The sequence below is a fragment of the Bradyrhizobium cosmicum genome (genome assembly GCF_032290525.1).
GTDB lineage: Bacteria > Pseudomonadota > Alphaproteobacteria > Rhizobiales > Xanthobacteraceae > Bradyrhizobium > Bradyrhizobium cosmicum_A.
The window spans coordinates 538,639-563,748 of sequence record NZ_JASXTA010000001.1 but is presented as its reverse complement, the minus strand read 5'-3'; the positions used below and the strand labels follow the sequence as shown (position 1 = coordinate 563,748).

General features: G+C 61.3%; 28 protein-coding genes. 8 read left to right on the top strand and 20 right to left on the bottom strand.

Annotated elements, in window-relative coordinates; translation table 11 throughout:
* Both QSV46_RS02735 and QSV46_RS02730 read right to left on the bottom strand, forming a co-directional pair.
* A complete protein-coding gene (locus QSV46_RS02735; protein ID WP_314946476.1) occupies window positions 1-2,397 on the bottom strand; it encodes a TonB-dependent receptor in 2,397 nt (798 codons plus the stop codon).
* Between the two features lie 227 nt (window positions 2,398-2,624).
* A complete protein-coding gene (locus QSV46_RS02730; RefSeq protein WP_314945958.1) occupies window positions 2,625-2,864 on the bottom strand; it encodes a hypothetical protein in 240 nt (79 codons plus the stop codon).
* Window positions 2,865-3,198: 334 nt separating this feature from the next.
* On the opposite strand from QSV46_RS02730, the gene QSV46_RS02725 reads away from it, so the two are divergent.
* From QSV46_RS02725 to QSV46_RS02715, 3 genes are all read left to right on the top strand, one after another.
* The gene (locus tag QSV46_RS02725; protein ID WP_314945954.1) at window positions 3,199-4,371 is read left to right on the top strand and encodes an efflux RND transporter periplasmic adaptor subunit; all 1,173 of its coding nucleotides are present in this window, start codon (window positions 3,199-3,201) and stop codon (window positions 4,369-4,371) included.
* Window positions 4,368-7,514 (top strand): multidrug efflux RND transporter permease subunit, encoded by a 3,147-nt coding sequence (locus QSV46_RS02720; RefSeq protein WP_314945953.1) that lies wholly within the window; start codon window positions 4,368-4,370, stop codon window positions 7,512-7,514. Before QSV46_RS02725 ends, QSV46_RS02720 begins: the two co-directional genes overlap by 4 nt.
* A 64-nt stretch (window positions 7,515-7,578) precedes the next feature.
* On the top strand, window positions 7,579-8,145 hold the full coding sequence (locus tag QSV46_RS02715) for an invasion associated locus B family protein (RefSeq protein WP_314945950.1): 567 nt from the start codon (window positions 7,579-7,581) through the stop codon (window positions 8,143-8,145).
* A 69-nt stretch (window positions 8,146-8,214) separates the two neighbouring features.
* On the opposite strand, the gene QSV46_RS02710 is transcribed toward QSV46_RS02715, so the two are convergent.
* Complete coding sequence (locus QSV46_RS02710) at window positions 8,215-8,577, bottom strand: DUF1428 domain-containing protein (protein ID WP_314945947.1); 363 nt, start codon at window positions 8,575-8,577, stop codon at window positions 8,215-8,217.
* Window positions 8,578-8,918: 341 nt separating this feature from the next.
* Here QSV46_RS02710 and QSV46_RS02705 point away from each other — a divergent pair, with 341 nt between their 5' ends.
* The 3 genes from QSV46_RS02705 (at window position 8,919) to QSV46_RS02695 (ending at window position 11,527) form a co-directional block, all read left to right on the top strand.
* Window positions 8,919-9,317 carry a caspase family protein gene (locus QSV46_RS02705; protein WP_314945944.1) on the top strand — a complete coding sequence of 133 codons (399 nt, stop codon included), beginning with the start codon at window positions 8,919-8,921 and terminating at the stop codon, window positions 9,315-9,317.
* A complete protein-coding gene (locus tag QSV46_RS02700; RefSeq protein WP_314945941.1) occupies window positions 9,314-9,658 on the top strand; it encodes a hypothetical protein in 345 nt (114 codons plus the stop codon). The genes QSV46_RS02705 and QSV46_RS02700 overlap by 4 nt, the downstream gene beginning before the upstream one ends.
* A gap of 75 nt (window positions 9,659-9,733) precedes the next feature.
* Window positions 9,734-11,527, top strand: coding sequence for a site-specific integrase (locus tag QSV46_RS02695; RefSeq protein WP_314945938.1), 1,794 nt, complete (start codon window positions 9,734-9,736; stop codon window positions 11,525-11,527).
* On the opposite strand, the gene QSV46_RS02690 is transcribed toward QSV46_RS02695, so the two are convergent.
* From QSV46_RS02690 to QSV46_RS02680, 3 genes are all read right to left on the bottom strand, one after another.
* Window positions 11,511-12,230 carry a hypothetical protein gene (locus QSV46_RS02690; RefSeq protein ID WP_314945936.1) on the bottom strand — a complete coding sequence of 240 codons (720 nt, stop codon included), beginning with the start codon at window positions 12,228-12,230 and terminating at the stop codon, window positions 11,511-11,513. The genes QSV46_RS02695 and QSV46_RS02690 overlap by 17 nt on opposite strands.
* 107 nt (window positions 12,231-12,337) lie before the next feature.
* Window positions 12,338-12,643 (bottom strand): hypothetical protein, encoded by a 306-nt coding sequence (locus QSV46_RS02685; RefSeq protein WP_314945934.1) that lies wholly within the window; start codon window positions 12,641-12,643, stop codon window positions 12,338-12,340.
* A 166-nt stretch (window positions 12,644-12,809) separates the two neighbouring features.
* A complete protein-coding gene (locus QSV46_RS02680) occupies window positions 12,810-13,079 on the bottom strand; it encodes a hypothetical protein (protein ID WP_314945932.1) in 270 nt (89 codons plus the stop codon).
* 243 nt (window positions 13,080-13,322) lie between these two features.
* Here QSV46_RS02680 and QSV46_RS02675 point away from each other — a divergent pair, with 243 nt between their 5' ends.
* Window positions 13,323-14,249, top strand: a complete 927-nt coding sequence (locus QSV46_RS02675; RefSeq protein WP_314945930.1) for a hypothetical protein — start codon at window positions 13,323-13,325, stop codon at window positions 14,247-14,249.
* A gap of 159 nt (window positions 14,250-14,408) precedes the next feature.
* Here QSV46_RS02675 and QSV46_RS02670 read toward each other — a convergent pair whose 3' ends face one another.
* Genes QSV46_RS02670 through QSV46_RS02645 form a run of 6 tightly spaced genes read right to left on the bottom strand, consistent with a single transcriptional unit; the run spans window position 14,409 to window position 20,250 of the window.
* Window positions 14,409-15,296: a hypothetical protein gene (locus QSV46_RS02670; RefSeq protein WP_314945928.1), complete on the bottom strand. Its 888-nt coding sequence runs from the start codon at window positions 15,294-15,296 to the stop codon at window positions 14,409-14,411.
* A gap of 37 nt (window positions 15,297-15,333) precedes the next feature.
* Window positions 15,334-17,568 carry a hypothetical protein gene (locus QSV46_RS02665; protein WP_314945925.1) on the bottom strand — a complete coding sequence of 745 codons (2,235 nt, stop codon included), beginning with the start codon at window positions 17,566-17,568 and terminating at the stop codon, window positions 15,334-15,336.
* A complete protein-coding gene (locus tag QSV46_RS02660) occupies window positions 17,561-17,878 on the bottom strand; it encodes a gene transfer agent family protein (RefSeq protein ID WP_314945922.1) in 318 nt (105 codons plus the stop codon). The genes QSV46_RS02665 and QSV46_RS02660 overlap by 8 nt, the downstream gene beginning before the upstream one ends.
* A complete protein-coding gene (locus QSV46_RS02655) occupies window positions 17,871-18,272 on the bottom strand; it encodes a hypothetical protein (RefSeq protein WP_314945919.1) in 402 nt (133 codons plus the stop codon). Before QSV46_RS02655 ends, QSV46_RS02660 begins: the two co-directional genes overlap by 8 nt.
* Window positions 18,273-18,275: 3 nt before the next feature.
* Entirely contained in the window at window positions 18,276-19,874 is a 1,599-nt protein-coding gene (locus QSV46_RS02650) for a terminase large subunit (protein ID WP_314945916.1), read from the bottom strand.
* Window positions 19,846-20,250, bottom strand: a complete 405-nt coding sequence (locus tag QSV46_RS02645) for a phage terminase small subunit P27 family (RefSeq protein WP_314945913.1) — start codon at window positions 20,248-20,250, stop codon at window positions 19,846-19,848. Before QSV46_RS02645 ends, QSV46_RS02650 begins: the two co-directional genes overlap by 29 nt.
* A gap of 47 nt (window positions 20,251-20,297) precedes the next feature.
* Between QSV46_RS02645 and QSV46_RS02640 the strand changes: the two genes are divergently transcribed.
* Entirely contained in the window at window positions 20,298-21,032 is a 735-nt protein-coding gene (locus QSV46_RS02640) for a hypothetical protein (RefSeq protein ID WP_314945911.1), read from the top strand.
* Window positions 21,033-21,040: 8 nt separating this feature from the next.
* Here QSV46_RS02640 and QSV46_RS02635 read toward each other — a convergent pair whose 3' ends face one another.
* The 8 genes from QSV46_RS02635 to QSV46_RS02600 all read right to left on the bottom strand — a co-directional run bounded on the left by QSV46_RS02635 (window position 21,041) and on the right by QSV46_RS02600 (window position 25,110).
* Window positions 21,041-21,358 carry a phage head closure protein gene (locus tag QSV46_RS02635; protein ID WP_314945908.1) on the bottom strand — a complete coding sequence of 106 codons (318 nt, stop codon included), beginning with the start codon at window positions 21,356-21,358 and terminating at the stop codon, window positions 21,041-21,043.
* Complete coding sequence (locus QSV46_RS02630) at window positions 21,355-21,777, bottom strand: DUF3168 domain-containing protein (RefSeq protein ID WP_314945905.1); 423 nt, start codon at window positions 21,775-21,777, stop codon at window positions 21,355-21,357. Before QSV46_RS02630 ends, QSV46_RS02635 begins: the two co-directional genes overlap by 4 nt.
* Before the next feature lies 1 nt (window position 21,778).
* Entirely contained in the window at window positions 21,779-22,066 is a 288-nt protein-coding gene (locus QSV46_RS02625; protein WP_314945904.1) for a head-tail connector protein, read from the bottom strand.
* Between the two features lie 17 nt (window positions 22,067-22,083).
* Window positions 22,084-22,524, bottom strand: coding sequence for a hypothetical protein (locus QSV46_RS02620; RefSeq protein WP_314945901.1), 441 nt, complete (start codon window positions 22,522-22,524; stop codon window positions 22,084-22,086).
* A 4-nt stretch (window positions 22,525-22,528) separates the two neighbouring features.
* The gene (locus tag QSV46_RS02615; protein ID WP_314945899.1) at window positions 22,529-22,672 is read right to left on the bottom strand and encodes a hypothetical protein; all 144 of its coding nucleotides are present in this window, start codon (window positions 22,670-22,672) and stop codon (window positions 22,529-22,531) included.
* 185 nt (window positions 22,673-22,857) lie between these two features.
* The gene (locus tag QSV46_RS02610; RefSeq protein WP_314945897.1) at window positions 22,858-23,430 is read right to left on the bottom strand and encodes a hypothetical protein; all 573 of its coding nucleotides are present in this window, start codon (window positions 23,428-23,430) and stop codon (window positions 22,858-22,860) included.
* 11 nt (window positions 23,431-23,441) lie between these two features.
* The gene (locus tag QSV46_RS02605) at window positions 23,442-23,900 is read right to left on the bottom strand and encodes a hypothetical protein (RefSeq protein WP_314945895.1); all 459 of its coding nucleotides are present in this window, start codon (window positions 23,898-23,900) and stop codon (window positions 23,442-23,444) included.
* Window positions 23,901-23,955: 55 nt separating this feature from the next.
* Window positions 23,956-25,110, bottom strand: coding sequence for a phage major capsid protein (locus QSV46_RS02600; protein ID WP_314945893.1), 1,155 nt, complete (start codon window positions 25,108-25,110; stop codon window positions 23,956-23,958).

Below are 25,110 nucleotides of genomic sequence, written 5' to 3'. Positions count from 1 at the left end.
TCAGAACTTCGCCGTCGTGATGAGGTAGAACGCCCGTCCCGGCGCGACGGCCACGAACGGCACCGCGCTGCGATAGAACGAGTCGTAATAGAGCTTGTTGGTCAGGTTCTGCGCGTAGAACTTCATGGTCCAGTTCTGGTCGATCTTCTTCTCGACGAACGCATCGAAACGCCAATAGCTCGGCAGCTCGTTGGTGTTCGCCGCGAAGGTGCCGCCATAGACCTTGGAGCGATACACCGCCTGCCCGCCGAGTTCCCAGCCGTCGTCGAGCTTGTACTTGGTCAGCATGCTGAACGACTGGTGGGCAATGTTGGCCAGTTGCAGACCGAGATTCGAGGCAACCCCGCTCTGCGTGACCTTGGACTGCATCAGCACCAGGCCGCCGAAGATGCTCCAGCGATCGGTGATCTTGCCCTCGGCCTCGATGTCGATGCCCTGGATCCTGTAGGCAGCGCCCGAGGTCAGCAGGCCGCTGACGGTCTCGCGCGCGTTGTCCTTGGTGGTCTGGAACAGCGCACCGGTCACCAGCAGGTGTCGATCGGCAAGCTCCCATTTGGTGCCGAGTTCGATCGCCTTGTTACGCTCGGGTCCGAGCAAAACGGCCGTGTTGGGCGGAACACCACCGTAATCGGTCGCGGTCGCATCAAGCTCCGACCCGAACGGATTGGCCGAGGTCGCATAGGCTGCATAGATGCTGCCGATCGACATCGGCTTGTAGACCAGCCCGACGTTGTAGTTCACCAGATCGGCATTCTGCTTCAGATAGGCCGCATTGGTCGACGAACTCTGGCTATAGCCGTCATAGCGGACGCCGCCATTCACGATGACCGTGTCCTGCCAGTTCGCGGTGTCCATGACGTAGACGCTGCTGGTGTTGACGCCATAGCGCGTCGGGTTTCCGACCAGCGCCGGAATGCCGAACGGGATGTTGGTGTATTGCGGGGAGTAGAGATTGACGCCCGTCACCGCGCCATTGCTCGTGAAGGGGGAGCCGGACAGTTCCGATGCGAGGCCCGCGTAACGATCGATCGAGATGTTCTCGTTCGAATATTCGACGCCGAACACGGCGGTATGCTTGACCCCGTTGGTATCGAGCTTGAACGTGGCCTCGTTCTGGTTGGCCCACACGTCCACGTTCTGGTAGCGGCTCTGCGCGCTCGCCGTGGTGGTCCAGAGCAGCGGATTGGGGCTGGTCGTGTTCGGGTTCTGCGGCAGCGTGCCGATGTAGTTGAGCAGCGAGTGCTCGCCACGCACCTTGCTGGTCAGCGTGATGGCCTCGTTAACCCTGTATTCGATCGTGCCGGTGCCGAAATCCTGCCGCGCGGTCTGGAAGTCGCGGTTGAGGAAGCCGTACCAGTTGCCGCGCGGAATGCCGGCCGACGTTACCGGGACATTGCCCTGCCGGTAAAAGGGCACGCCGAAATCCGGAAGGCCGCTGAGGTCGGTGTGGACGTAGTTCGTCGTGATCTTGATGTCGTTGGTCGGGGTGTACTTGGTCGAGATGAAGCTGCCCCAGCGATCGTCGGTCACGTAGTTGCGACCGGCGACATTGGCGTCCTGGAACAGGCCGCCGACGCGCACCGAGAAGGTCGGGTCGATGACCTGGTTGACGTCGAGCGTGACGCGCTTGGTCCTGTCGGTGCCGAACTCGGTGTCCATTCGCTTGAAGTTGACGTCGCCGGCCTGCTTGGTGACGATGTTGATGGCGCCGCCGGCGGTGCCGCGGCCGGCGTAGGACGAGGCCGGGCCGCGCAGAATCTCGATCTGCTCGGTGAAGAAGTTCTCGCGGATCGAGACCGCGGGATCGCGGATGCCGTCGATGAAGACGTCGTTGCGCGCATCGAAGCCGCGGATGAAGAAGCGGTCACCAAACGCGTTGCCGCCCTCGCCCGAGCCCAGCGTCACGCCGGCGGTCGAGCGCCCGATCTCCTTCAGCGTCGTGGCGTTCTTGTCCTCGAGCACCTCCTTGCTGAGCACGGTGATGGACTTCGGCGTGTTCAGCATCTTCTCGGGAAACTTGCCGGAGGCCTGGACGTGGTCGACCTTGTAGGGCGCCGCCGGATCGGAATACGGATTGCGATCGACTTCGCCGGCCGGGACGGTGGGAGCAGTCTGCTGCGCCGCCTGCTGACGCTGGGCGGCGCGGCGGAGCGCATTGCGCGCACGGACCTGCTCGGGTGAAGGTTTCGAGGCCACCGGACGCGGACGCGCGACGGGCGCATCGACCGTCACCGGCGGCAGGTTCGATTGTTGCGCTTCCGCGCCTGACACGGACGCCACCGCGATCAGGCTCGCGACTGCGGAGGCCTTCTTGCCGGACATTCCCGCGGACTTGTCATCCAACGCATTGAGCGCTGCGACCGAACGCAACGATCTCGGTGCGACCACCTGCCCCATTACCAAACGCCCCATCTTCTTGTTCGCTCACTCACTTCGACGAACGATGGGTGTTGGTATCGGCCGCGAAATAGCGGGTCAATGCGCGCACGCGGCGAGAACATCGGAATACGTCCAGTTCAAAACGATTCTAAACAGCAGTTTGAAATCGTTCTAAAACCCGTAGCCTGGACTCGTTCTAATACGAGCGCGAAAATACCGCGAAATCCCGCTTCACTTGAACGATGTTAATCACTGCTCGGCGGCTTCATCAGCGAGAACAATTCGTCGACGGTTTTCTGCGCGACCGCGCGCACACGATCGCTGTTGTCCATGCCGGCGATGTTGATGCCGCCGACGACCGCTTTGATCTCGTCGCGGAAGTCGGTGAGAAATCGCAAGGGATCGCGCTGCTCGTTGGCGACGCGCGCGATCAGACCCGTGATCAGAATCTGACACGCGATCAGCTTGCCGTTCAACTCGTCCATCCTGCGCTCCCGTTGTAGCGCCGATATGACCGATGCCGATTTTCCTGACAACCGAATCGGCGTGCGCAGGATTTAGAACCGTTCTTGCGAACCGTCGCCTTGCCGGCCCCGAGCATTGCACAAGCCTTGCTCGCGGATCGTTCGTGGCAGGAAAATGCAGCACTGCACACCGCCGCGCCAGAGAGTTGCCCGCAGTGCAAAGCTTTCCAATTGTTTAGGATTCTCAACCGATAGTGCTGTTTACACTGGAACTTGGCGTGTAATATACAAACCCTTGGAACCCGATGATTGCCCCACAATTCGTAGCTTAGGGCATGCGAGCCAACGAGCCGATATGAAAAAATCGCGGCCGATACTCTGGATTGTCATCATCGCGGCCGTGGCCTCCGCGGGATACTACGGTTGGCAGAAATTCGGCGCGGGGGATGCCGGAAAAGCCCAGGTCGCCCAGAAGGGCCCGCCCCGCGCGCCCGCAATCCCGGTGAGCGTGTCTCCGGTCCAGAAGGTCGACTTTGCAGTCTATCTGACCGGCCTCGGCACGGTGCAGGGTTTCAACACTGTACAAGTCCGGAGCCGGGTCGACGGCCAAATCGACAAGATCGCCTTCACCGAAGGCCAGATCGCCAAAGCGGGCGAGCTTCTGGCCTCGATCGATCCCCGCCCCTATCAAGCCACGCTCGACCAGGCCAAGGCCAAAAAGGCGCAGGACGAGGCGAGTCTGGCCAACGCCAATCTCGAACTTCAGCGCGCCATGAGGCTCGGCGAATTCGCCACCGCGCAGCGGGTCGACACCCAGCGCTCCACAGTCGCCCAGCTCACCGCCCAGATCGCCGCCGACGATGCCGCGATCTCCAACGCCCAGACCCAGCTCGACTACACCCAGATCAAGTCGCCCATCACAGGTGTTGCGGGCCTGCGCCAGGTCGATGTCGGCAACATCGTCAACGCTTCCACGCAGACCGGAATCGTCACCATCTCGCAGGTCGAGCCGATCTCGGTGATCTTCACCGCGCCTGAGGATCAGCTGCCCTACATCAGCGAAGGCCAGAAGGCCGGGGCGCTGAAGGTGATCGCATTCACCACCGACGGCAAGAAGACGCTCGCGGAAGGCACGCTTGCGGTCATCAACAACCAGGTCGACACCACCAGCGGGACGATCCGGCTCAAGGCGGTGTTCGACAACAAGGATCACGCGCTGTGGCCGGGCCAGTCGGTGTCGACGCGTCTTCTGGTGCGGACGCTGAAGGACGCGACCGTGGTTCCGGACGACGCGGTCCAGCATTCCACCAACGGCCTCTACGCCTATACCGTCAATCAGGACAACAAGGCTGAAGTGCACAAGATCAAGGTCAGCTACGCCATCGACGGACGCTCGGTCGTCGACGAAGGCTTGAGCCCGGGTCAGCAGGTGATCACGGGCGGTCAATTCAAGGTGCAGCCAGGCAGTCTCGTCTCGACGGCGGTGGCCAGCTCCGACCCGGCCCAGAACAAGGTACGACGGGAATGACCGAGGGCGGGATTTCGGCACCTTTCATCCGTTATCCCATCGGCACCTCGCTGCTGATGGCCGGCATTCTCTTCGTCGGTCTCGTCGCCTACCCCCTGCTGCCGGTCGCGCCGCTGCCGCAGGTGGACTTCCCGACCATCCAGATCACCGCCAATTTGCCGGGCGGCAGCCCGGAGACGATGGCCTCGTCGGTGGCCCAGCCGCTGGAACGGCAATTCGCGCAGATCCCGGGCATTGCCCAGATGACCTCGACGAGCTATCTGGGCACGGCGTCGATCACGATCCAGTTCGACCTCAACCGCAGCATCGACGGCGCCGCCAACGACGTGCAGGGCGCGATCAACGCCGCCAGCGGCCAGCTGCCGAAGAACCTGCCCTCGCCGCCGACCTACCGCAAGGTCAACCCGGCCGACGCGCCGATCCTGCTGCTGTCGGCAACGTCGGAGACGCTGCCGCTCACCAGCGTCAGCGACGCCGTCGACGCCCAGCTCGCCCAGCAGATCAGCCAGCTCTCGGGCGTCGCGCAGGTGTTCATCGGCGGCCAGCAGAAGCCGTCCATCCGCATCCAGATCGACCCGGCGAAACTCGTCGCCAAGGGCCTGTCGATGGAGGATGTACGCAGTCAGATCGCGATCACCACGGTCGACAGCCCCAAGGGCAATATCGACGGAGACAAGCGCGCCTACACGATCTATGCCAACGACCAGCTGACCCAGTCCAAGGACTGGAACGACGTCATCATCGCCTACCGCAATGGCGGCCCCTTGCGGATCCGCGACATCGGCCAGGCGGTCAGCGGCGCCGAAGACGCCAAGCAGGCGGCCTGGGCCAACGGCAAGCGCGGCGTGTTCCTGGTGATCTTCAAGCAGCCGGGCGCCAACGTCATCGAGACCGTCGATCGGATCAAGGCCACCCTGCCCCGCCTCGTCGCGGCGATCCCGCCCGCGATCAAGATCGAGCTCATCAGCGACCGCACCACCACGATCCGCGCCGCGGTCGAGGACGTGCAGTTCACGCTGCTGCTGACCATCGCCCTCGTGGTCATGGTCATCTTCATTTTCCTGCGCAGCTTCTGGGCGACGGTGATTCCCACCATCACGGTTCCGCTGGCGCTATTGGGCGCGTGCGCCCTGATGTGGGTCGTCGGCTATTCGCTCGACAATCTGTCGCTGATGGCGCTCACGATCGCCGTCGGTTTCGTCGTCGACGACGCCATCGTGATGCTCGAGAACATCACCCGCTACATCGAGGAAGGCGACTCGCCGATGGAAGCGGCCTTCAAGGGCTCCAAGGAAATCGGCTTCACCATCGTCTCGATCAGCATTTCGCTGGTCGCCGTGCTGATCCCGCTGCTGCTGATGGGCGGCATCATCGGGCGCCTGTTCCGCGAGTTCGCCGTCGTGCTGGCGATGACCATCTTCGTCTCGATGTTCGTGTCGCTGACGCTGACACCGATGATGGCCTCGCGCTTCCTGCGCGCCCATGGCGAGGTCACCCACGGCAAGTTCTACCAGTGGAGCGAACGCGCCTTCGACGGCGTGCTGCGCGGCTACGAATACATCCTCGATCATGCCCTGGCCTGGCGGCGCACGACGCTCATGATCTTCTTCGCGACGCTTGGCCTGTCGGTCTACCTGTTCGTGCTGATCCCGAAGGGCTTTTTCCCGCAGCAGGACGTCGGCCTGATCACCGCGACCTCCGAAGCCTCGCAGGACATCTCCTTCAAGGAGATGGTCAAGCGGCAGGAGGAGCTCGGCAAGATCATCATGGCCGACCCAGACGTCGCGAGTGTCGCGATGGCGATCGGCGGCAGCGGCCGGGCCGGCAACAACGGTAACCTGTTCATTACGTTGAAGCCGCGCAACGAGCGCGAGGCTTCTGCACAGCAGATCGTCGCGCGCCTGCGTCCCAAGCTCGAGAAGGTGCCCGGAGCCCGCCTCTACATGCAGGCGGCCCAGGACGTCCGGCTCGGCGGCCGGCCGACCCGTACGCAGTTCGAATTCACGTTGCAGGACGCCGATCTCGCCGAGCTCAACGACTGGGCGCCGAAGATCCTCGCCAAGATGCAGACGCTGCCGCAGCTGCGGGACGTTGCGACCGACCAGCAGACGCAGGGCACCACGGTCCAGCTCAAGATCAACCGCGACACCGCCTCGCGCTACGGCATCCAGCCGCAGCTGATCGACGACACGCTGTATGACGCGTTCGGACAACGGCAGGTCACGCAGTATTTCACCCAGCTCAACACCTACAAGGTGATCCTCGAGATCCTGCCGGAGTTGCAGGGCAGCCTCGAGAGCCTGAACAAGCTCTATCTGAAGTCCCCGCTGACCGGCGACCAGGTGCCGCTGTCGACCTTTGCGACCTGGACCACCGATCCGGTCCGTCCGCTCTCGATCAGCCACCAGGGCCAGTTCCCGGCGATCACGATCAGCTTCAACCTCGCGCAGGGCGTCGCCCTCGGCCAGGCCACCGAGGCCGTGCAGAAGGCGATGGCCGATCTCGGCGCGCCGCCGACGCTGAACTCGAGCTTCCAGGGCACCGCACAGGCGTTCCAGCAATCGCTCGGAACCGTGCCGCTGCTGATCCTCGCGGCACTCGTCGTGGTCTATTTGATCCTCGGCATCCTCTACGAGAGCTACATCCACCCGATCACGATTCTGTCGACTCTGCCCTCGGCCGGCGTCGGCGCGCTCCTGATCCTGATGGCGGCCGGCTTCGACTTCAGCCTCATTGCATTGATCGGAATCATTCTGCTGATCGGCATCGTGAAGAAGAACGGCATCATGATGGTCGACTTCGCCATCGCCGCCGAACGCGACGAGCACAAGACGCCGGCGGAATCGATCCGCCAGGCCGCGCTGTTGCGCTTCCGTCCGATCATGATGACGACGATGGCCGCACTGCTCGGCGGCGTGCCGCTGATGCTCGGCCACGGCACCGGCGCCGAGATCCGCCAGCCGCTCGGCTACGCCATGGTCGGCGGCCTGATCGTCAGCCAGGCGCTGACGCTGTTCACCACGCCGGTCGTCTATCTCTATCTCGACGAGCTCAACAACTGGTTCTCGGGCTGGGGCCGTTCGGGTGACGGCGAAGGCGACGAGACGGTCGAGCACGGCACCGTCAAGGAAGCCGCCGAGTAAGCTTGCGCCACGGCTGCCGCGACGCTACAGCGAAGCCCCCGGTTCACGCCAACGCAGTTTCGCCATGCTCATGCAATCCAGACTTGTCGCCCTCGCCGCCACGCTCCTGTTGTCGACGAGCGCCGGGTATGCACAACAGGGCGCCAAGAAGAACGCCGCTCCCCCGGCCGCACAGCCTGCACCCGCCCCGACGCAGCCACAGGCTGACGCTGCTCCGGCGCAGCAGGGCGGCTGGGTCGTGCGCTGCACCAGCGTGAGCCGCGATGCGCCGCTCGAATGCGCGATGGAGCAGAACGCGGTGCTGACCAAGACCGGCCAGACCATCATCCTGATCAACATCCGCATCGCGCCCGACACCCGCACGCCGGTGGCGCTGCTGCAATTGCCGCTCGGCCTCAACCTGCCCATCGGCGCCAAGCTGCAGGTTGACGAGGGCAAGGCGGTCGACCTCCAGATCCAGACCTGCGAGAACCGCGGCTGCTACGCCTCGACGCCGGTCGCGGCGGACTTGCTCGCGGCCTTACGGTCGGGCAAGCAGCTGAAGGTCTCCTTCCAGAACATGGCCAAGGAGACGATCGCGATCCCGATGCCGCTGGGCGATTTCGCGGCCGCCTACGACAAGATCAAGTAAGGACCGGCTCGCGACCGGAGCACGATCCGCCAGCCGTCCCGCCGTTTCGGATCGCCCGGCAGCGCGCAGTCAGCCCGCCGTCTCGCTCGCCTGCAGCAGCGTCGTGAAACCGCCGTAGATCATGCGCTTGCCGTCGAACGGCATGTCGGCGCCCTTGAACCGCTCATCCGCCATCACCTTCTTGTTGACGGCATCGCGTGTCTCGCGGTCGCGGTAGACGATCCAGGCGAACACCACGATCTCGTCCTCCTTCGCGATCACCGCGCGCGGAAACGAAGTGAGCTCGCCGTAGGGCACGTCGTCGCCCAGACACTCGACGTAATCGAGCGCGCCGTGCTCCATCCAGACCGCACAAGCCTTCTGCGCAAGTGCCTTGTAGGCCTCGATCTTGTCCTTCGGCACGGCCAGCACGAAACCATCGACATAGGGCATCACGGATCTCCTTGGGTAGCATGAGCCCCGAGGACGAAGCTGCGCCCGGCGATCCGACTCGCCATGCGGCCTGCGAGGTGAGGCAAACGGTCGCGTGCGCGACGTCTTTGCGGGCCGCATTCAGCCGCTGACCTGCCGAAAATGGTATCACCTCTACAATTCCGCAGATCACGTGCTGACCTATCCGCTCGACATCCGCGCGGACAATTACCAGCAGGTCACGGTGTCCTTCGACGTTCCCAACGACGCCCTGAATCACGATGCGACGTGGTACCTGTCGCACACCGGCACGGTTGCGACCGTCTGGCACGATGCCGCCCCGGCGCCCGCCGCGCGCGATCGTGAGTGCCGCGCGAGAGATGGCGAGCCTTGCGGTCAAACCCGGCCGCCGCGCCCTGCTGATGGGCATCAACGACGACCCCGACCCCACCAGCAGGCTCGAAGGCTGCGTCAACGACGTCTTCCTGATGAGCTCGGTGCTCCAGGAGAGCGGCTTCGAGCCGGAGGACATCCGTATCGTCCTCAACGACCGCGCCACGACGCAAGGGATCATGGACTGGCTGCACTGGCTGCTCGACGGCGTTCGCGATGGCGACGAGCGTATGCTGTTCTATTCGGGACACGGTGCCCAGATCCCGCGCTACAACATCCACGGCGAGCCGGATCACGTCGACGAATGTCTCGTTCCCTATGATTTCGACTGGTGCTGCTCTCGGACAGTTGCCACAGCGGCAGCGTGAGCAAGGCGCTGCATTATCAGGCCATGGCACGCGCCGTCCCCGGCACCGTCTATCGCGCGATGCCGGACGAGGTGGCGCTGCGCGTCTACCAGGCCAACAGGAAGACCTACGATCCGATCCTGAAGCGGCGCGATCCGTCCGACGCCCTCGGCAACGTCAAGGCCTCGGTGCTGCTGATCTCCGGCTGCGCGCAGCAAACCGGGCTAGCACCGATGCCTTGGGGCCTCGATCGCGTCATTGCGGCGCCGGGCCCAACACGTCCGTCCAAAGGAGATCGCCCGGAACTGGCTGGGGAACCTGGACCCTGGGGACCCCCAGCAAAAAATCAACGATTTCAATAAAGGCATGAAAGAAAACAGCTTTTAACGCCGAACGGTTACGAGTAGTGGTTACGAGTCACGGTTACGAGGACTCGAATGTCGATCGCCACGAACATCCAAAAACGTCCTGGTCGCACCTCCTACTATGTCCGGGTTGGCGTGCCGCTGAAGCTTCAGCCGGTGCTCAAGCGGAAGGAAATTTGGCAGTCCCTCAAGACGACTGACCCGCGACAAGCTCGCGATCGTGCGGCGCCCGTGATTGCTTCCTACCGAGCCCAGTTCGCTGATCTGGAGCAGCGCCGGGAGCCCTCGCCTGCCGATCTCCAGGCGGCGGTGTGGACGCACTATGAGCGCCAGCTTCAGCACGATGGCCGGGCGCGAGCATCGCTGCCGACGAACGCCGACGTGCAGGAGGCTACAGGCAAGCTCGCTGCCGACATCGAGGCAGGACGCGTGGCGTGGTCCCCTGACCCCTTGGTGCAGCTCAACGCGACCATTGAGCTGATCGCCATGAAGGACGCGGCGAAGCTGGACCGCGAGCGCCGTTCCGTCCAGCTTGCCAAGCTTCGTAAGCATCTTGCCACTGGAGAGACGGCCTTGGTCGAATGGAAGGCGGACGACGTGATCCAGAGCGAGCGGCTTCTGATCGTGAAGGGCTCACAAGCCTATCGCGATCTGTGCCAGCGGCTGCAACGTGCCCAGGTTGAGGTTCTGGAGCGCGCGGCCGAACGCGATGCCGGCAACTGGTCTGGTGTGCCGTCTGATCCGATCGTGGTGCCGGCCGATCTCACCCAGGGCAAGCGGGTTGCCGCACCCGGCGAAACCCTGATGGCCCTTTACGATAAGTTCAAAGCTGAGCGGATTGGCGACGCGCGGCCGGACACCTGGGATCAGAACCGAAAGATCGTGAAGCTCTTTGCCGAGTTCGTCGGCGAGGCATCGCACGTCTCGGTGGTTACGCGCAAAGCGGTGCGCAACTGGAAGCAGGAACTGGCCCGCTGGCCGGTGAAGGCGGCCGACAGCAAGGCCTTCGAGGGCATGTCGTTCCGGAAGGTGATCGAGGCTAACGCGACGATCAAAAAGCCAGCGATCAGCCAAAAGACGGTGAACAAGTATCTCGCCGCGCTCGGCAGCTTTGCCCGCTGGCTGTTGCAGAACGAATACATCGAGGATGACGTGATGAGCGGCATGTATCTGTCGATCGACAAGCGACGGAAGAACCGCTTTCCCTTCACCGATGAGCAGCTAAAGACGATCTTCAACTCACCGCTGTTCGGCACCTGCCTGGGCGATGACGCTGAAAGCAAGCCGGGCAATGTCGCGTTGCGAGACTGGCGGTATTGGATTCCACTGATCGCGATCTATTCCGGTGCGCGCCTGGGCGAGCTTTGCCAATTGCTGACGGCCGATGTGCGCCAGCTTCACGGGATCTGGATCCTCCATATCACCGAGGTCGGCGACGAAGACGGGGACGGCGCAGCGAAGAGCACCAAGACGGGCGGATCAATGCGCGTGGTGCCGGTGCATTCTAGGCTGATCGAACTGGGCTTCCTCGATTATCATGCCCGCGTTGTCGCGCGCGGAGAGCAGCGCCTGTTTCCCGAGGCGAGGCGCGACAAACGCGGCTATTTCGGCGATGCCTCGAAATTCTTCAATGGCTACTTCAAGGCGGTCGGCGTGAAGGTGGACAGGCGGGTTAATTTTCACAGCTTTCGGCATAACGTCACAGATGCCTTCCGCGCTGCCGGTTACCTGGATGAGCAGCATGGCGTGTTGCTGGGGCATACCAAGGCTAGCACCACAGGGCGCTATGGCGTGCTGCCGGAAGGTCCTCTGCGGGAGCGCGTGGCAATGATTGAGGCGATAGAATTCCCTAGCCTCTCTCTTTGACCATAAGCGGATATTTCTGCTGGAAACTCAGGTCGAATTCGCGCACGCGACCCAACACAGGTGGACCGAACTCTAGTCCTTGAGGGGCTTCCACTTTTTGATCCGCAGCATTGGCCAAAACCTTGATATGGTCCGTTCTGATCGACGGTGACCATTCCGAGTAGAATCCAGAAACTCCCGTCAGGCGCAGCCCTGCGCTGGTCGGCCTCGGAAATTTTATGAAGCTCATGAGGTGTTCAAATTTCGGAGCGGATAGATGAACGTAGGCTTGGATACTATCCTCCTGGGTCTGACTTTCGAAATCCCATTCAGTCGTGTAGCCAATCGAGCCCCACAATTGACAGCGATCCTCGTCGTTAGCAGATCTATAAATGAATAGTCCAAATTCCGATATCTGACGCTGTGTGCCGAACATGGAGTAGGTGCCGGACTGCCTCGCTTCGATCGAAGGTCGCAGCTTTCCAAAGATATGCTCCGAGACTTCTGCGTTGCTAGCCAGTCCTTCCGGACCATCAGCGGTCATGTTGAGGTTGCATGAAGGGATCAATTCGATCACTTCGAAGTATAGACTGTATCCCCAGGGGATCTGATCTCGCCCGATCTGTCTGCCCTTACTGTCAAATTCTTTGATCGACCAATCGTAGAGATTCTTGTGCTCTCTTTCGGTGCTCAGCACGACGCGATTTTCGACACGGTAATCCATGACCTCTTCCCAGCTTCCATTCGCAATCTAAGCGCGAGAGACCGTCTCAGGCAAGGTCGCGTAGCATAAAAGGCAAAGGGCGCGGTGTGATCCGCGCCCTTTGTGATTTAGATCGAAATTCCTCGAGGCATGAATTCCTTGCGCCGTTTCTTTTCTTCCGGCGTATCTGGAAGATCGCTCGCGACCTGATTCAGCATGAACGCCAGTTGCACAAATTGCTTGCTGTAGGCGAGAGCTTGCGCTTTGGTCAGGTCACCAATCCGAGGTTCACCGGGTATCGGAAGTTTTTGCTTCCGCATGGCGGCGCGAATCGTTTTGATTTCTTTGTCAACGCTCGGCGTGAGCTTCACGACTAGATCGTCAGTCGCCATAGCTACGCGGCGTTCGCGTTCTACTTTGGTCTCTCTCGGCATTCACTTCTCCAATGATCAGTTGACTTGGTCTCCCCTGACGAAAAGCCAGCCGGCGAGTGATGCGCGCCGGCTGGTTGCACTGACAGAGGAGAGGCTAACGGCCGTGAAGCCGATCGCCAGTTTGGGCTATAGCGTTCGCGATCAGGATCGCGCGTGGTTTCTCAAATTAAAGAACGCGGTGTTGCGGAAAGGCAACATGGATTAGGTTCTGTCGCCGCTCCACATGCTCCAGCCCGTCAATGACAAGATCGTCGTAGATTTCGCGCGGCCAGATGTCGCCGGTCATGCCGAGGACTAGCTTGATCTCGTTCTCGGTCCACGATCGGGCGGCCGCGCTGCCTTCGCTGAAGGGATTGCGGTCGTTGATCTCTAAGATGGCGGTCACGAGATCGTTGTAGGTCGAGGTCGGAATGAACGTGCCTAAGTCGGTAGTCATCTGTCAGCCCCATGTTGGTGATGCACGTGAATCGAGATGCGCGATTTGCGAGTCGGCGACAAGTTGCCAGGAGCACCAAGTAAGTGAACGCTGAACCCGGAAGGCAGTGCACAGATGGGATGTCAAGAGGTCGGATTTTATTTCCCTATCAGCCCATACTTACAAGCTGGTGGACTTCGCTCGCCGACCATTTGTGCAACTACAAGGGGCATAGTAGTCTACGGGTTTGGCGCGGAGGACGAAGTGGAGCGAATCAACCCGTTTTCTTTTTATGACTTTGGTAAAACCATCCAAACGCTTGTCGAGCTAACCGGGAATGTTGCATCGCAGCGCCTGTTTTGGCCTTTATGGCAGGCGAAGGGGAAGATGGAAGAGCTAATAACGGGGCAGCCAATCCCCATAGGGATATCTGAGGGGAAGGCACGAGAGACGGTTCGGCGGATGGCCGCGCTCTACAACGAAAAATTTCAAGTGCTCGATGCCGATGGCAAGCCGACCCTGCGATTTCCTGACGAAAAAGAACCACCCGTCAATGAATGGGAGTTGAATTGGATAAGGTTGGCGATCAAGGAGTTTGAGACCGTCTTCGCCGAAGAGATGCGCGAGACGGCCACCTATTTTGTGCCGCGCCGCGGCATCTATCATACACCAGCATTGGTGGATGCCGCCGACGAAACCTTTCCTGCGGACTTGCGGCCGCATATCCCGCAGAAGGCAAAAGAGGATTGGAAGGCGGCCGGCCGGTGCTTGGCTTTCAATCTGCTGTCTGCCTCCGGCTTCCATGTGGCCCGAGCTGTCGAGGCGTGCCTTGAGGTCTACTATCAACTGTTCAGCGGTAAGCCGGACGAGACGCTGAATGGCTGGAAGGACTACATCATTGCGCTGGAGAAGATCGCGGCCAAAAACCCAACTCCGTGCCCGTTGAAAAAGACGCTCACCGAACTAGACCAAATGCGAGAAGATTATCGTAATCCTATCGTTCACCCCCGGGTCGTTCTAACCGAAAGCGATGCTCGTATGCTGTTCGCCAATGGCGAGAGCTTGATCATTGCAATGGCGCAAGAGCTCGCGGAGGCGGCGAACGGAGTGCAACCGGCTCTTCAGCTCGAAGGAGGGAGCAACGTCAAGACGATCGAAGCACCTCAGGCGTTGGTCGCGAGCGGCAAATAAAAGCTGAGGAAGAGAACCGGATGTCTAAGTTTACCACCTTTAACGGATACACCAACGTCTTTGCCGACAAAGATGGCCGCCGATATCTCAGCGGCATCGTTCACCCTTCGGCGGAAGCCGCAATAGCCGTCCGGTCAGTCGCTCAGACCGTAGGAACCCCTATAGGCGTTGCACAGGTTGTCTGGGATGAACCGGACGACGCCCCGTGGAAACCTTGGACGAAGAAGACATGATCTCCCTGATCTCCTCGTAGGTCCATTGTGCGTCCTGTTGCAGCGGCCGGGTCACGGTGAAGGCAGGGCCGATCTTGCCCGATACCCGGCGCAGGTTGCGCGTGGCGTAGGTCGCCCAACCGTCATCGCGTAGCGGCCTGATATCGATTTGAAACTGCTTCCCTCGCCCCGGCCATTCGCCCCAAGCCTTCGACATCGCCTCTTTCAGGATCTCGTTCTCAGTGACGCCAGCGAATGCACCATGGATATGCAGCCGGCCGTCCCAATCGCGGTCAATGCAGAACCAGTAAGGCAATCGAATGCCAGCCCGGGACAGTTGCTTGTCAAAGGACCGCTTTAGTGACTCCAGGAAGCCCCGGGGATGAGTCAGGGCCTTCTCCCGCGCCTTCGCTGTCAGATTGAAGGTGAACGCATAGGCCGGCTTGTCTGCGATCTGGAGGGCCGCTGTCGCGGCCACGGCTTTGACTAGGTCACCGGTAAGAGCCCACACGGGTATGTTGTCGTTGGAGGGTGTTACAGAGCTGTCGATAGAGAGGTTAGAGAGTGTGGGGTGTGCAACTGAAGTCTCGCCGGCCAGCAACTCGGGCGGAACGCGGAAAGCTGCTATTTTTGCGAGGATTTTCTTGTCTTTAAAGACTGACTGGCGCACCCGCTGCGGGACTTTTTTCGACCGGATTTGAGGTCGGTTGTCCTGCGGAATGGAGTTGGCAGCGCTATACTGATCTTGCTTGGACGTTCTTTGCAACGGCACGTTCGGGTCCTCCAGAAAGCCATCCGGGTTCGCCGCCGGGTGGCTTTCGCATTTGGGTTTCAATCTGACGATATAGCGTCGCGCTTCCGGGTTACGCGCCCTATCTCAGCACGCCGCCCGGACGCCGCTGGGTTCGGAGTTCCTGGGCGATCAGGGTCTTGATGTGATGCTGGGCCGTCTGGGCGATACTCTCGCCCATGCGCTGATGGTCCTGGGGCGACTGGCCGGGCGAACCCTGCACGGAGACGCTGATCTGCGGCGCGATCACATGCGCGGGGCTAATCATAGGCGCCCCGCTGCTCCCGGCGTTGCCGACCAGTCCGCCATCGGCGAAGCGCGGAATGCGATCGGCATTGATCGCCTCCAGGACCGCGCGATGCTTTGCCGTGGCAGATGCTCGCACAACGAATTCGCCATTGCTAAGCCGTGCCGGGATGCTGTCCGACGTGCCGCTTCCTGGTCCGGCGATGTAGCCGCCGTCCGCCTTGGCGACCGGTGCGGCGCCACTGACCAGCCCGCCGTCGGCAAAGCCAAGACCGCCGGACAGCGTCCGCATTAGGGGCTGCACGATCAGCATTTTGATTATGGCCTCTTCCAGGGCGCGGACGATCGCCCGGGACATGTCCGCGAAGCCAGCCGAGACGCTCTTAGTGCCGTCCAGGATGTCCGCGAGGCCAGTCGTTAGGCTGCTGCTCATGGTGCTGCCGATGGACCGCATGGCCTCGTTCGTCCGCATGGCCGACGCCTCAACCGAGTTCAGGGCGGTGCCCACGTCGGGATAGAGGCCCCGCAACTGCTCGGCAATCTGCACGTCGTGGGGGTCTAGCAATGCCGTCTGTCCAGCGCGCCGGATCGACTGAGCCACGGTGGCCTTTTCGATCGCCTCGGTGGCTGCGCCGTATGCGGTCGTGACCTCTTCGATCCGTTTCTTTTGTTCGGCGGTGACAACACCCTCGCCTTTCCCAGCGGCAGCATTGGCCTGCATGGCAACGGTTTCGAGTTGAGCAGCCACCTTGGCGCGCTCGCGTGCAGCCGTGGACAGGTCGAGAGCGGCTGCCTCTGCCTGCAATGCGGCGATCCGCTTTTCGATGCTGTCCGCGGCGCTGCCGAGCTTGTCCACGTTGCTGCCGGTGCTGACCTTTGTCGGCGCCGGGCCGGTGCCCCGCGACTTCGTCGGAAGCTCTGGACCCTCAGGAGCGCCGCGTTCTGAAGCGTCGATCTCGGCTTGCAGCTGGTCGCGGCGCCGCCGCAAGGCGTCCTGGGGCTTCTCAGCGCCGATCGCGTCATAGAGCTTGCCGACACCGGGGATGTTCGTGACCTGGGGCAGCCCCCCTAGAGCGGTGCCGTTCTTAATAGCGTCATTGATCGCCGCGAGTTCATTCCGCTTGCGGGCGGTCTCAGACGTGAGACCGAGCTTGTTTGTATATTCGACGGCCTTGGCGATCAGCCCAACCGTATCGGCCCAATGCCCTTTGATCGTGAGCAGCACCGACGCGAGGTCATCCCAGCTGGGTTTCAGGGCTCTGGACAGCCGTTGCTCGGCTAATTGAAGTTGCTGGTCCATTTCCTTCGCGCGCTGCACCAAGGCGTTGCTGAAAATGCCGTCTGAATTTACCGCCGCTTCCCTGATGGTGGCGAGCATGCTTTCGGCACTGGTCTTGCCTTGCCTCATGCGGTCAATCAGCTGCGTCCCAAACATCTTCTCGCCCAGGTCGAGGGACGCCGCATGCTGACCAATCCGGTCAAGCTGGATCATGGCCGCGAGCACGGCTTGGATGCGGTCCTCCTGCGTCTTGGCGTCTCGGAACAATACCAAGCCCTCAAGGCGCTGGCCCTTTTCCATGGTCGCGTTGAGGACCTGAAGTTCTTTTTCAACATCGGTGATCTTCTGCCCTGCGAAGTCCCATTCCCCGATATCGATCGGTGACTTCTCCTTGGTCGCGTTGAAGGCGTGATCCAGAGCGGATTCGAGCTCGCTGGCCTCAACCTTGAGCTTCCGCGCCTCGCTCGTAAAGGCCTGCAAGAATGCCGGCGATACGCCAAGGTTTTGGGCCTTGTCGGCGATATCGATCATTTGTTGCATCTGCTCGCGCGCGCCGCTGATCGCGGCGGTCATGAGCTTGTAAGCACCAACCGCGAGCGCGACCTTGCCGGCGAGATCGATTGCGCCGCGCCCCATGGTCGCAAAGATCGCGTCCTTGGCGAGGTCTTTGTTCATGTCGAGGAACTGCTTGGCGATCTGGCGCGTGGCGTTGCCGGTAAGCGACGACGTTTGCCGAAGCTGTTCCTTGAGCTGGTCAAGGTTGAGCCTAACCGGGATCGTGAGACTAGCCATTGTCGGCCCCCACAAACAGGGCAGACAAGACGGCGCTCGCAAGCATGACGTTCGGCGCCAGAGGTTTTCCGCGCACATGCTTATCGAGCAGCGCGTCAACGTCGCTCTCGGGCATGCCTCCGCCAATCAGTCCCAATTCGATCAAGCGCTCTACGTCCACCGGGCTGTAGCTACCCGCTTCAAAGCGCCCCAAGGCGCCGGCCGGCGCCGGGCCGCGATAGCTCATGACACGGCGCACCCAGGGGTGCCCCAGGTCGAATATATGGGTGCCGCCGGCCCAGGTGATCTCGCGGCTGGTCGTGTCAGTCATTCAGAACCTCGCTAACTGCATCGTCGATTGCCTGCTGCATGTCATCGCGCATAGCTTCATAGGTGTTGTAAAAGAAGGGCCGCGCCGGCTGACGGCTGGTCCCGAATTCAAAGCCGAGCGCGTAGTCATACGGTTCGCCGCTGCCCTCGCGGACTTCCTTGGTCGTCATGTCGCCGCCGGCCTGCACTAGGTATTCAAGATCATTGTCGCCCTGGGCCACGGTGCAGGACGCTTCCAAGGCGCCCGATTCCGGCGAGGCCTCAAGCGCTCGCAATGCCTCTCGTTGGGCATCAGATAGGCGAAAGGCCTGCACGCGCAGCACGTCGCTCAGCCGCTCGGTGAGCTTATCCGGCAAGGCCTCCAGGTATGCGTCGAGGTCGTCGTTATCGGCCATACGTCACCAGCTCAACAGGTTGACGGCGTCGGGATGGTCGTAGAGCGACCTATTGTTTTCGCCCGTCGAGGCGCGGGAAACCGCCATAGCTGTCGCGACCGCGCCGTCAATGGACAGCCACCGCTTGGATTTGTGGAAGCGGACGGCATGCTGTTGCTTGTTCCGCTCAACCTCAGCATTGGCGAAACAGAACCGGAGCACAGGATGCCCGCCGTGCCGGAAGCGGCGCGCGATGATTGCTCGCTCTAGTTCGGAGATCGCCGGCATCATGAGGCTGGGGACTTGCCGGAAATCGACGACCGGCAAACCCTTTTCCAGCAACTTGGCCTGCATCATGCGCGCCAGATACGGATCGAACGCGATCTCTTGGACGTTGAAGCGGACGCACAGATTTTCGATGGTGGCTTGGACGGCGTCGAAGTCGATAACATTGCCCTCGGTGGCCGTGATCAGGCCATCGCGTTCCCATTGGACGTAGGGCGCACCGGTCTTGTTCTCGCGCTCGCGAAGGTTGGCGCGGGGCACAAAGAACCAGGGATGCACGTCATAGCCGCCTTCGTCGTCGGGCCATGCTGCCGTGACGACTGACAAGTCGGTGTTGCTGGAAAGGTCTACGGACAGCCAACAGGGGCGAGAAGCGAGCGCGTCCAGGTCAACGGGAGCGTTACCCTCGTCATAAATCGAGAGTTCAACGAACGGGCTCGAGGCCGCGTCAATCCATTGGTTGAGATTGTAGCAACAGAAGTCTTCGCGATCGGCCGGCTTGTCGGCGGCCTCCGAAGCAGCTTGCCGCATACCCTTGATATCTGGGAAGCCATACTTCAGGCCGGGATTGACGCGGTGCCATACCTTTTCGTCGCGCCAGTCAAATTTCGCGGGCGGCTCAAAGATGATCGGCAGATAGGACGGATTGACGATCTCGCCCGTCGCAACCTTTTTGGCGTAGCTGTATTCCTCGAAACCGAGGCCGTCTTGGCCGCGTCCGGCCGTCGTGATGATGACCAGGAGGGTGTTAGGCACCTTGAGCAAACCGCTCTTCAGTGCACGCCAGAGTCGCCGGTTTTTCCACACGTGCAGTTCGTCGATCAGGACGAAATACGGCGTCTTACCTTGCTGAACATCACCCTCGGCCGGAATGGCCTTCAAGGTCGAGCCGGAGGCGGTGTGCTCCAGCTCCAGCTCGGATTCGACGACGTAGGTTGCTTTGGCGAGCGGCGGCGTGGCCTTAATGAAGGCGCGCGCCTCGTCAAACGCAAGTTCGGCCTGGTCCTCCGCACTGGCAGCGAGAATGCACGCGCCTCCGGGCACCTTCTCATGCCCGCAAGAGTGTAAGAGGCTCAGCGCGGCGCCGAACGTCGTCTTGCGTGCCCCTCTTGGAATTTGGATGAACACCGTCCGGACTTCACGATCACCATTGGCATCGGAGGGTCCGTAGATCCGGCGGAGAATCCGTTCCCAGAACGACGCAAGCTCGAAAGCGCGGCGGGGCGCGGTCGATTTGGGATGCTTCAAGGCCCGGAAGAACTTCACGGCGCGTTCGCCGCGCCCGTGCGGGTCCGGGATGGGTGTCTGATCAAACACCCAGGTCGGATGCACCATCATCGTCTTCCTGGTCGGTTCGGATTGCGGGCCGGTTGCGGCTGACCGGGGTCAGGCCAAGTTCAGCCGCGAGAAGGCGCGCGCGGGTCATGGCGTCGGCCTGAATCCGGACGGCTGGATGCGCACGCGGGCCGCGCTCGGTCATGACCACGCTGCCCTCATGGGCGATAATCTTCTGCATCTCCCGGACTTGGCCGGCTGCGGTGCAGTAATGCTCCAAGCTCGTTAGATCGGTATCCGTAAGGATGCGGCGCTCGATGAGGATTGGCGCAACACGGCGCCATTCGGCCCTGGCGTGCTTGCTTAACCAAGAAGGTGGCTTGGTCGTGGTATCGAGCGCGTCGGCGTCGGCTGCAAGCTGTGGTTTTCGGCCCTTCATGCCGCAACCCTCTCGACTCTAAACCGAACTAAAGGCAAATTCCTCGTATGAACAAACTTTCGCGCCTCCAAACGACCATTATCGGTTTTTTTGCGGGAATGAGCGTCTCTTTTTTCACTCTGCCCATCTGGATAGCTACGTGGATTACTTTCGCACGCGAGGGCAGCCGAACAGACTGGCTGGGGTTTATTGGGGCCGTTGTCGGTGCCGGGGCTACATTGATCGCAGGGTGTGTTGCTCTCTTCGCTGCTTACAAGACACTTGCGCCCGTCAAATCCCAACTGGACCAGCTTGTTCGGCAGAATGATCACAGCCTGATCGATCGCTTGAGCGTGCGAGCGGCCAGACTCAATGACGAGGCTATCCTTGTTCAGCAAGTCGCGGCGAATTGCGCGGTTGTTGCTAAAGCTCTTGAGCGGTTTGACTTCGACACGGTGCAGATAGGTCCAGCGGTGGACGGCCTTCGCACGGCAGTTCAGCGCTTGGAGCCTTCGATCGAGAAGCTGCAACGGCAGCGAGGAGAAGTCTGGGGAGATGTCGACACGCAACGATTGCGGAACGACTTCGTTGATCTCGCACTTAGAGCCGGCTCGCGCGCCATCAACTTGATTATGGATGCCGAAGCAAATCCAGGCTCTTTTATCCGAGGCCACCTTCGGAAGGAATGGGGCAGTGTGTCCGAGGAAATCCATACTTACGGAGCACAACTTTATTCGATAGTGAAGCAAGAAAATGAGCGCGTTGGCCGATCCATTGCAGTCGTGGAGCGTCGGCTTCTGTAACTTGATCATCATCGACCGGCCTTCTCGCAGGTTACGTCCATCCCGACGCGCCGGCCGATCTCGATGATACTGATGATCTCGTATTGCTGAGCCTCGTAGAGCAGCCGGTCGTTGAGGCTGAGGCTGGCGAGGTAATACATGCGGAAGGTCCGCGTTGCATCGGTGGTGTGGCCGCGCGCGTCTTCCCGGTCGTCGGTGGCATTCTTGAGCAGCTGCGCCCGCATAGTGGCGAACGTGGTCCAGGCCTCTACGGGCGTGCCGTGGAGGTCCAGGCCGGTGGTGCGGCGCTGGATTTCAATGATGCGGTCGAGGTTGCCGGCTCTCATGCCGCCCTCGGCTGGACGATCGCCGCGACCGTGACGATGCCATGGCTATAGGAGCCGTGGGGGTCGCGCATATACCGGGTCTGGGTGATCTGCATGTCATGAACCGTGAAGCCGTCGATCGGCAGCACGCCAGCGGCCTGGGCGTCGACCCGCAGCGCCGCGACGATGGCAGAGACGGCCTCTTTGCACTGGACCAGGCCGGGCTCCTGGAACCAAACGTGCAGCGTGGCGTGCGTCGTCGTATCCCAGCGCCGGAAAATGGTCTGGCCCTCGCCAATGTAGACCGCCGGCATGATCTCCGGCCGCCCGTTGGCGTCCATGACGTGCTCAGCCTGGACCAGCGCCATCAATTCCGGACTCGCGATCAGGCGCGTCCGGATGGCTTTCTGGAGGGCGAGAGAGGGATCGGAAATGGTCATTTCAGAAGCAAAACGCGCGGTAAGAGGCCAGCAAATCGAGGAAACCGAACGGCAGTTCCTGGGCGGTGACGCCGACCAGGGATGCTTCCCGGTTTTGATAGAGGTGCGCCGTCAATTGCAGCACAGCCTCATTCACCGGGACCGGCGTGCCGTCCGCGTCCACATTCGAGGCGGTATAGGCGCCAACCCAAGCCTTTGCCGCCGCCAGCTTGTCGGTAAGCAGCGCGTCGTCAGCGTCGATCGTGACGTTCAGGTGGGCTTTGGCTTGGTCCAAGGTGATGCCGGGCATAGTCGAAAAAACTCCAATTAGACGCTCTCTTGCGCGACCCGGGAGCACCGGTCGCGAACGATTTCTTGGGCCTTTTGACCTACCCCCCGGGTGTGTGAGGCCGCAGCGTTGCGGTGCGCTTCCTCGCGCTGTGCGGCCATATGCTGGTCGAGGCTATGGCGTAGTTCAGCCATCTGCTCTTCCATCTGGCGAACAAACAGGCGCACCGAGCGCGTCATCTGCCGGTGTGCAGCATGCATGTCGCGCTGGTAGTCACGAAGGGCGGGCAAGGCATGGGCAATCGACGGCGCAAGCGTCGGCTTCGGCTTTCGGCCCTGCTTGCCGACCGGCGTCGTCAAGGCCTCTTCCATCGACCAACCGGAGTTCAGTCGCTTGGCGAGAGTGTCTGAACTGATGCCGGTGCGCTGAGCCCAATCAAAAAGTGGTCGAGCTTCACCGTTGAATTCGATCAGGCGCATAGGACTACTTTGACCTTTCGAGAGACTGCTTGGTGCTGTTGTGGTGATGGGTGCAGAGCGGTTGCCAGTTGCGCTTGTCCCAGAACAAGGCTCGGTCGCCACGGTGCGGCTTGACGTGATCGACCACGACGGCGGGCTTGCCACACATGGCGCAATCCGGGTGTTTGTCCAGGAAGGTGCGGCGGGCCTTGCTCCAACGGCTGTCATAGCCGCGGTCGTTGGCGTTGGGCCTTCGCTTGTCGGCTTCCTTGCGGCGCTGGTTTTGACATACACACCGAGCCTCGCCGGTAACGATCCTTCCGCAAGCACACACGCGACCACACTTGTAGGGCATTAGCGCTGCCTCACATGGTTGGTGAGGTCGCCAATGGCGTTCAGGTCGTCCTTGATGCTGGTCACGTCGGAAGTGTCGGCGGGCTGTTCCTTGCTGCCGAACAGAGCGTTGAGCATCGCCACGCGGCCTCGCTTTGCTGCAAGGATCTCCGCGATCGTCGCATCCCAGGCATCATCTGGCGTCCAGCCGAGCCATCCCGTCGCAACCTCAAACAGGTTGGTGAATGCTTCATCAAAGGGGATTTGTTCGCCGGTGCTCTCGTTATCGCGCGGCTTCTCGTCGGCGCCGGTGAGCACGAAAACGAATTCGATCAGGTCGCCCAATGCGGCCACAAGGTCGCGGATGACGGTGCTGTCTGGCGCGAGCGCGTATGATGCCCAGGCCTTCTGATCGACGATGGTTGCGTTGATGAGATCGACGGCGGTGGTGATGCTGCCTTCCGCGAGGTGGCGCGAGAGGTTGTAGAAGCCGTCGTAACGTTCCCATAAGACGAATGCGGCCCGCAGCGATGGCTTCAGGTCAAAAGACCTGTCGCCGAGCTGGAGGGCAAAAGTGTTCGCTGCGAGCCGCATAACGTTTGCCTCTACAGAACCGGCAGCGCTGTTGCGTTACCGAGCGTGGCGATCACAGCGACGCTGCTCTTGGTCGCGCCTTGCACGGTCGACGGCACAAGGCTCAACCGAACAAACTTCTTGTCACCGAGATACCCAACCTTTGCGGCCAAGTTGCCGTCAGCATTCACCCAGCCGCTTACGATCTGGTCCGTTTCGGCTACCAGCGCAGCATCGCTGTAGTCTGGGGAAATTGCGTCATGAAGGACGAAGTTTAGGAACCCCGCTTTCGTCGGGTCACCGGTGGAGAGACCCATGCCAGTGACCGCGAAGCAGAACGTCAGGCTGTCGAACCCTCGTCGGTCAATCCAGGTGCCATTGATGATGGGCGTAGGAAATTGCTGAGGATCCATCGGCGCGGCTGTAAAAGCAACGAGCGTGCCGGGCGCGATCGCAACGCGAAAACCTAGGTTATTGATACTGTCACGCATTTAATTCGGTCCTGTTTGGCATGGCCCGCAAGTGGATTTGCGGGCCACACAGCGATTAAGCCTTGGTTGACTTGATGAGGATGGCGGCTTCGTTGAGCAGCGGTGCACCACCGACGCGACGACGCCAGCGAACCTTGACGATGCCGTTGTCGGCGCCGGTCAGGTCGTCAACGCGAAGGGCGAGACCAACACGATCGACGACCTGATAGGCCGAAGCCATGTCGCCAAAAACCACGGGGTAGCTCGTGCCCGTAGCGGTCGGCAGAAGGCTCATGTCGATCGATTCATAGACAGGACGACCCAAGAGCGTGGCCGGGGTGCCGTTCGCGAGGCCGTCGCTCCACAGGTTACCCTTGAGTGCGGTATCGGCAGCGGCGCGGATTGCGCCCATCGTTTCACGACGCATGATCCAGGAGCCGTTCGCCGCATACGCACCGGGCAGCTTATAGAACGCCTCGATAACCTTCGCGATGATGTCGGAGGCATCGGCGGCAGCCGTGACAGATGCGTAATTGGCCGGCGTGTTGAGCAGGCCGGTCGGCTTGCCGTTGCCGTCGCCGATCATGAACGCCTTGGCTTCCACCTTGCCGGTGATCTTGGCGATATGGCCGGCAACGAATGAGAGCAGATCGATATCCGCGTCTTCCAACAGTTGCTGGCTGATGGGGATATAACGCGCATTCTCGAACGTCTTGATGTTGAGCTGGCCGAACACCGGCTCCGTTGCGGTCCGATTGCCGGTCTCGGTGACCCACCCTTCGCCGTCCGCATCTGTTTCCAGCGTCGGGATATAGACCTCGGTGGCGCCGATGGTCATAGCGCTCGCGAGACCGCGGAGCGGCGAATACTGGCGCAGCTTCTCGATAACGGTCTTGCCGTATTCGGGGCTGACGACGTAGCCGCCGGCCGTATTGGTGCCCAGGTTGAGGGTCTTCCGCTCCAGGTCGTCGAGCGCGCTGACGCCGCTGCGCAGGAACTTGCTGAGCGCCTTCGTCTCGAGACCCGGTTCATTGTCATTCGCGGCCTGCCGATTGGTCGGCCGGTTCGCCTTAGCCTCGATGCGGTCCAGGCGTTCGATGAGCTTGGCGTTGTCGTTCGCCGCCTTCGTCTCGAGCGCGGTCTTGAGTTCGGCAAGCTGCTTGGCAAGTTCGGCAGTCGGATCGTCGGCTTCGCCGGTGTCCTTGAATTCCAGTTCGTTCGCGGTCTTCAT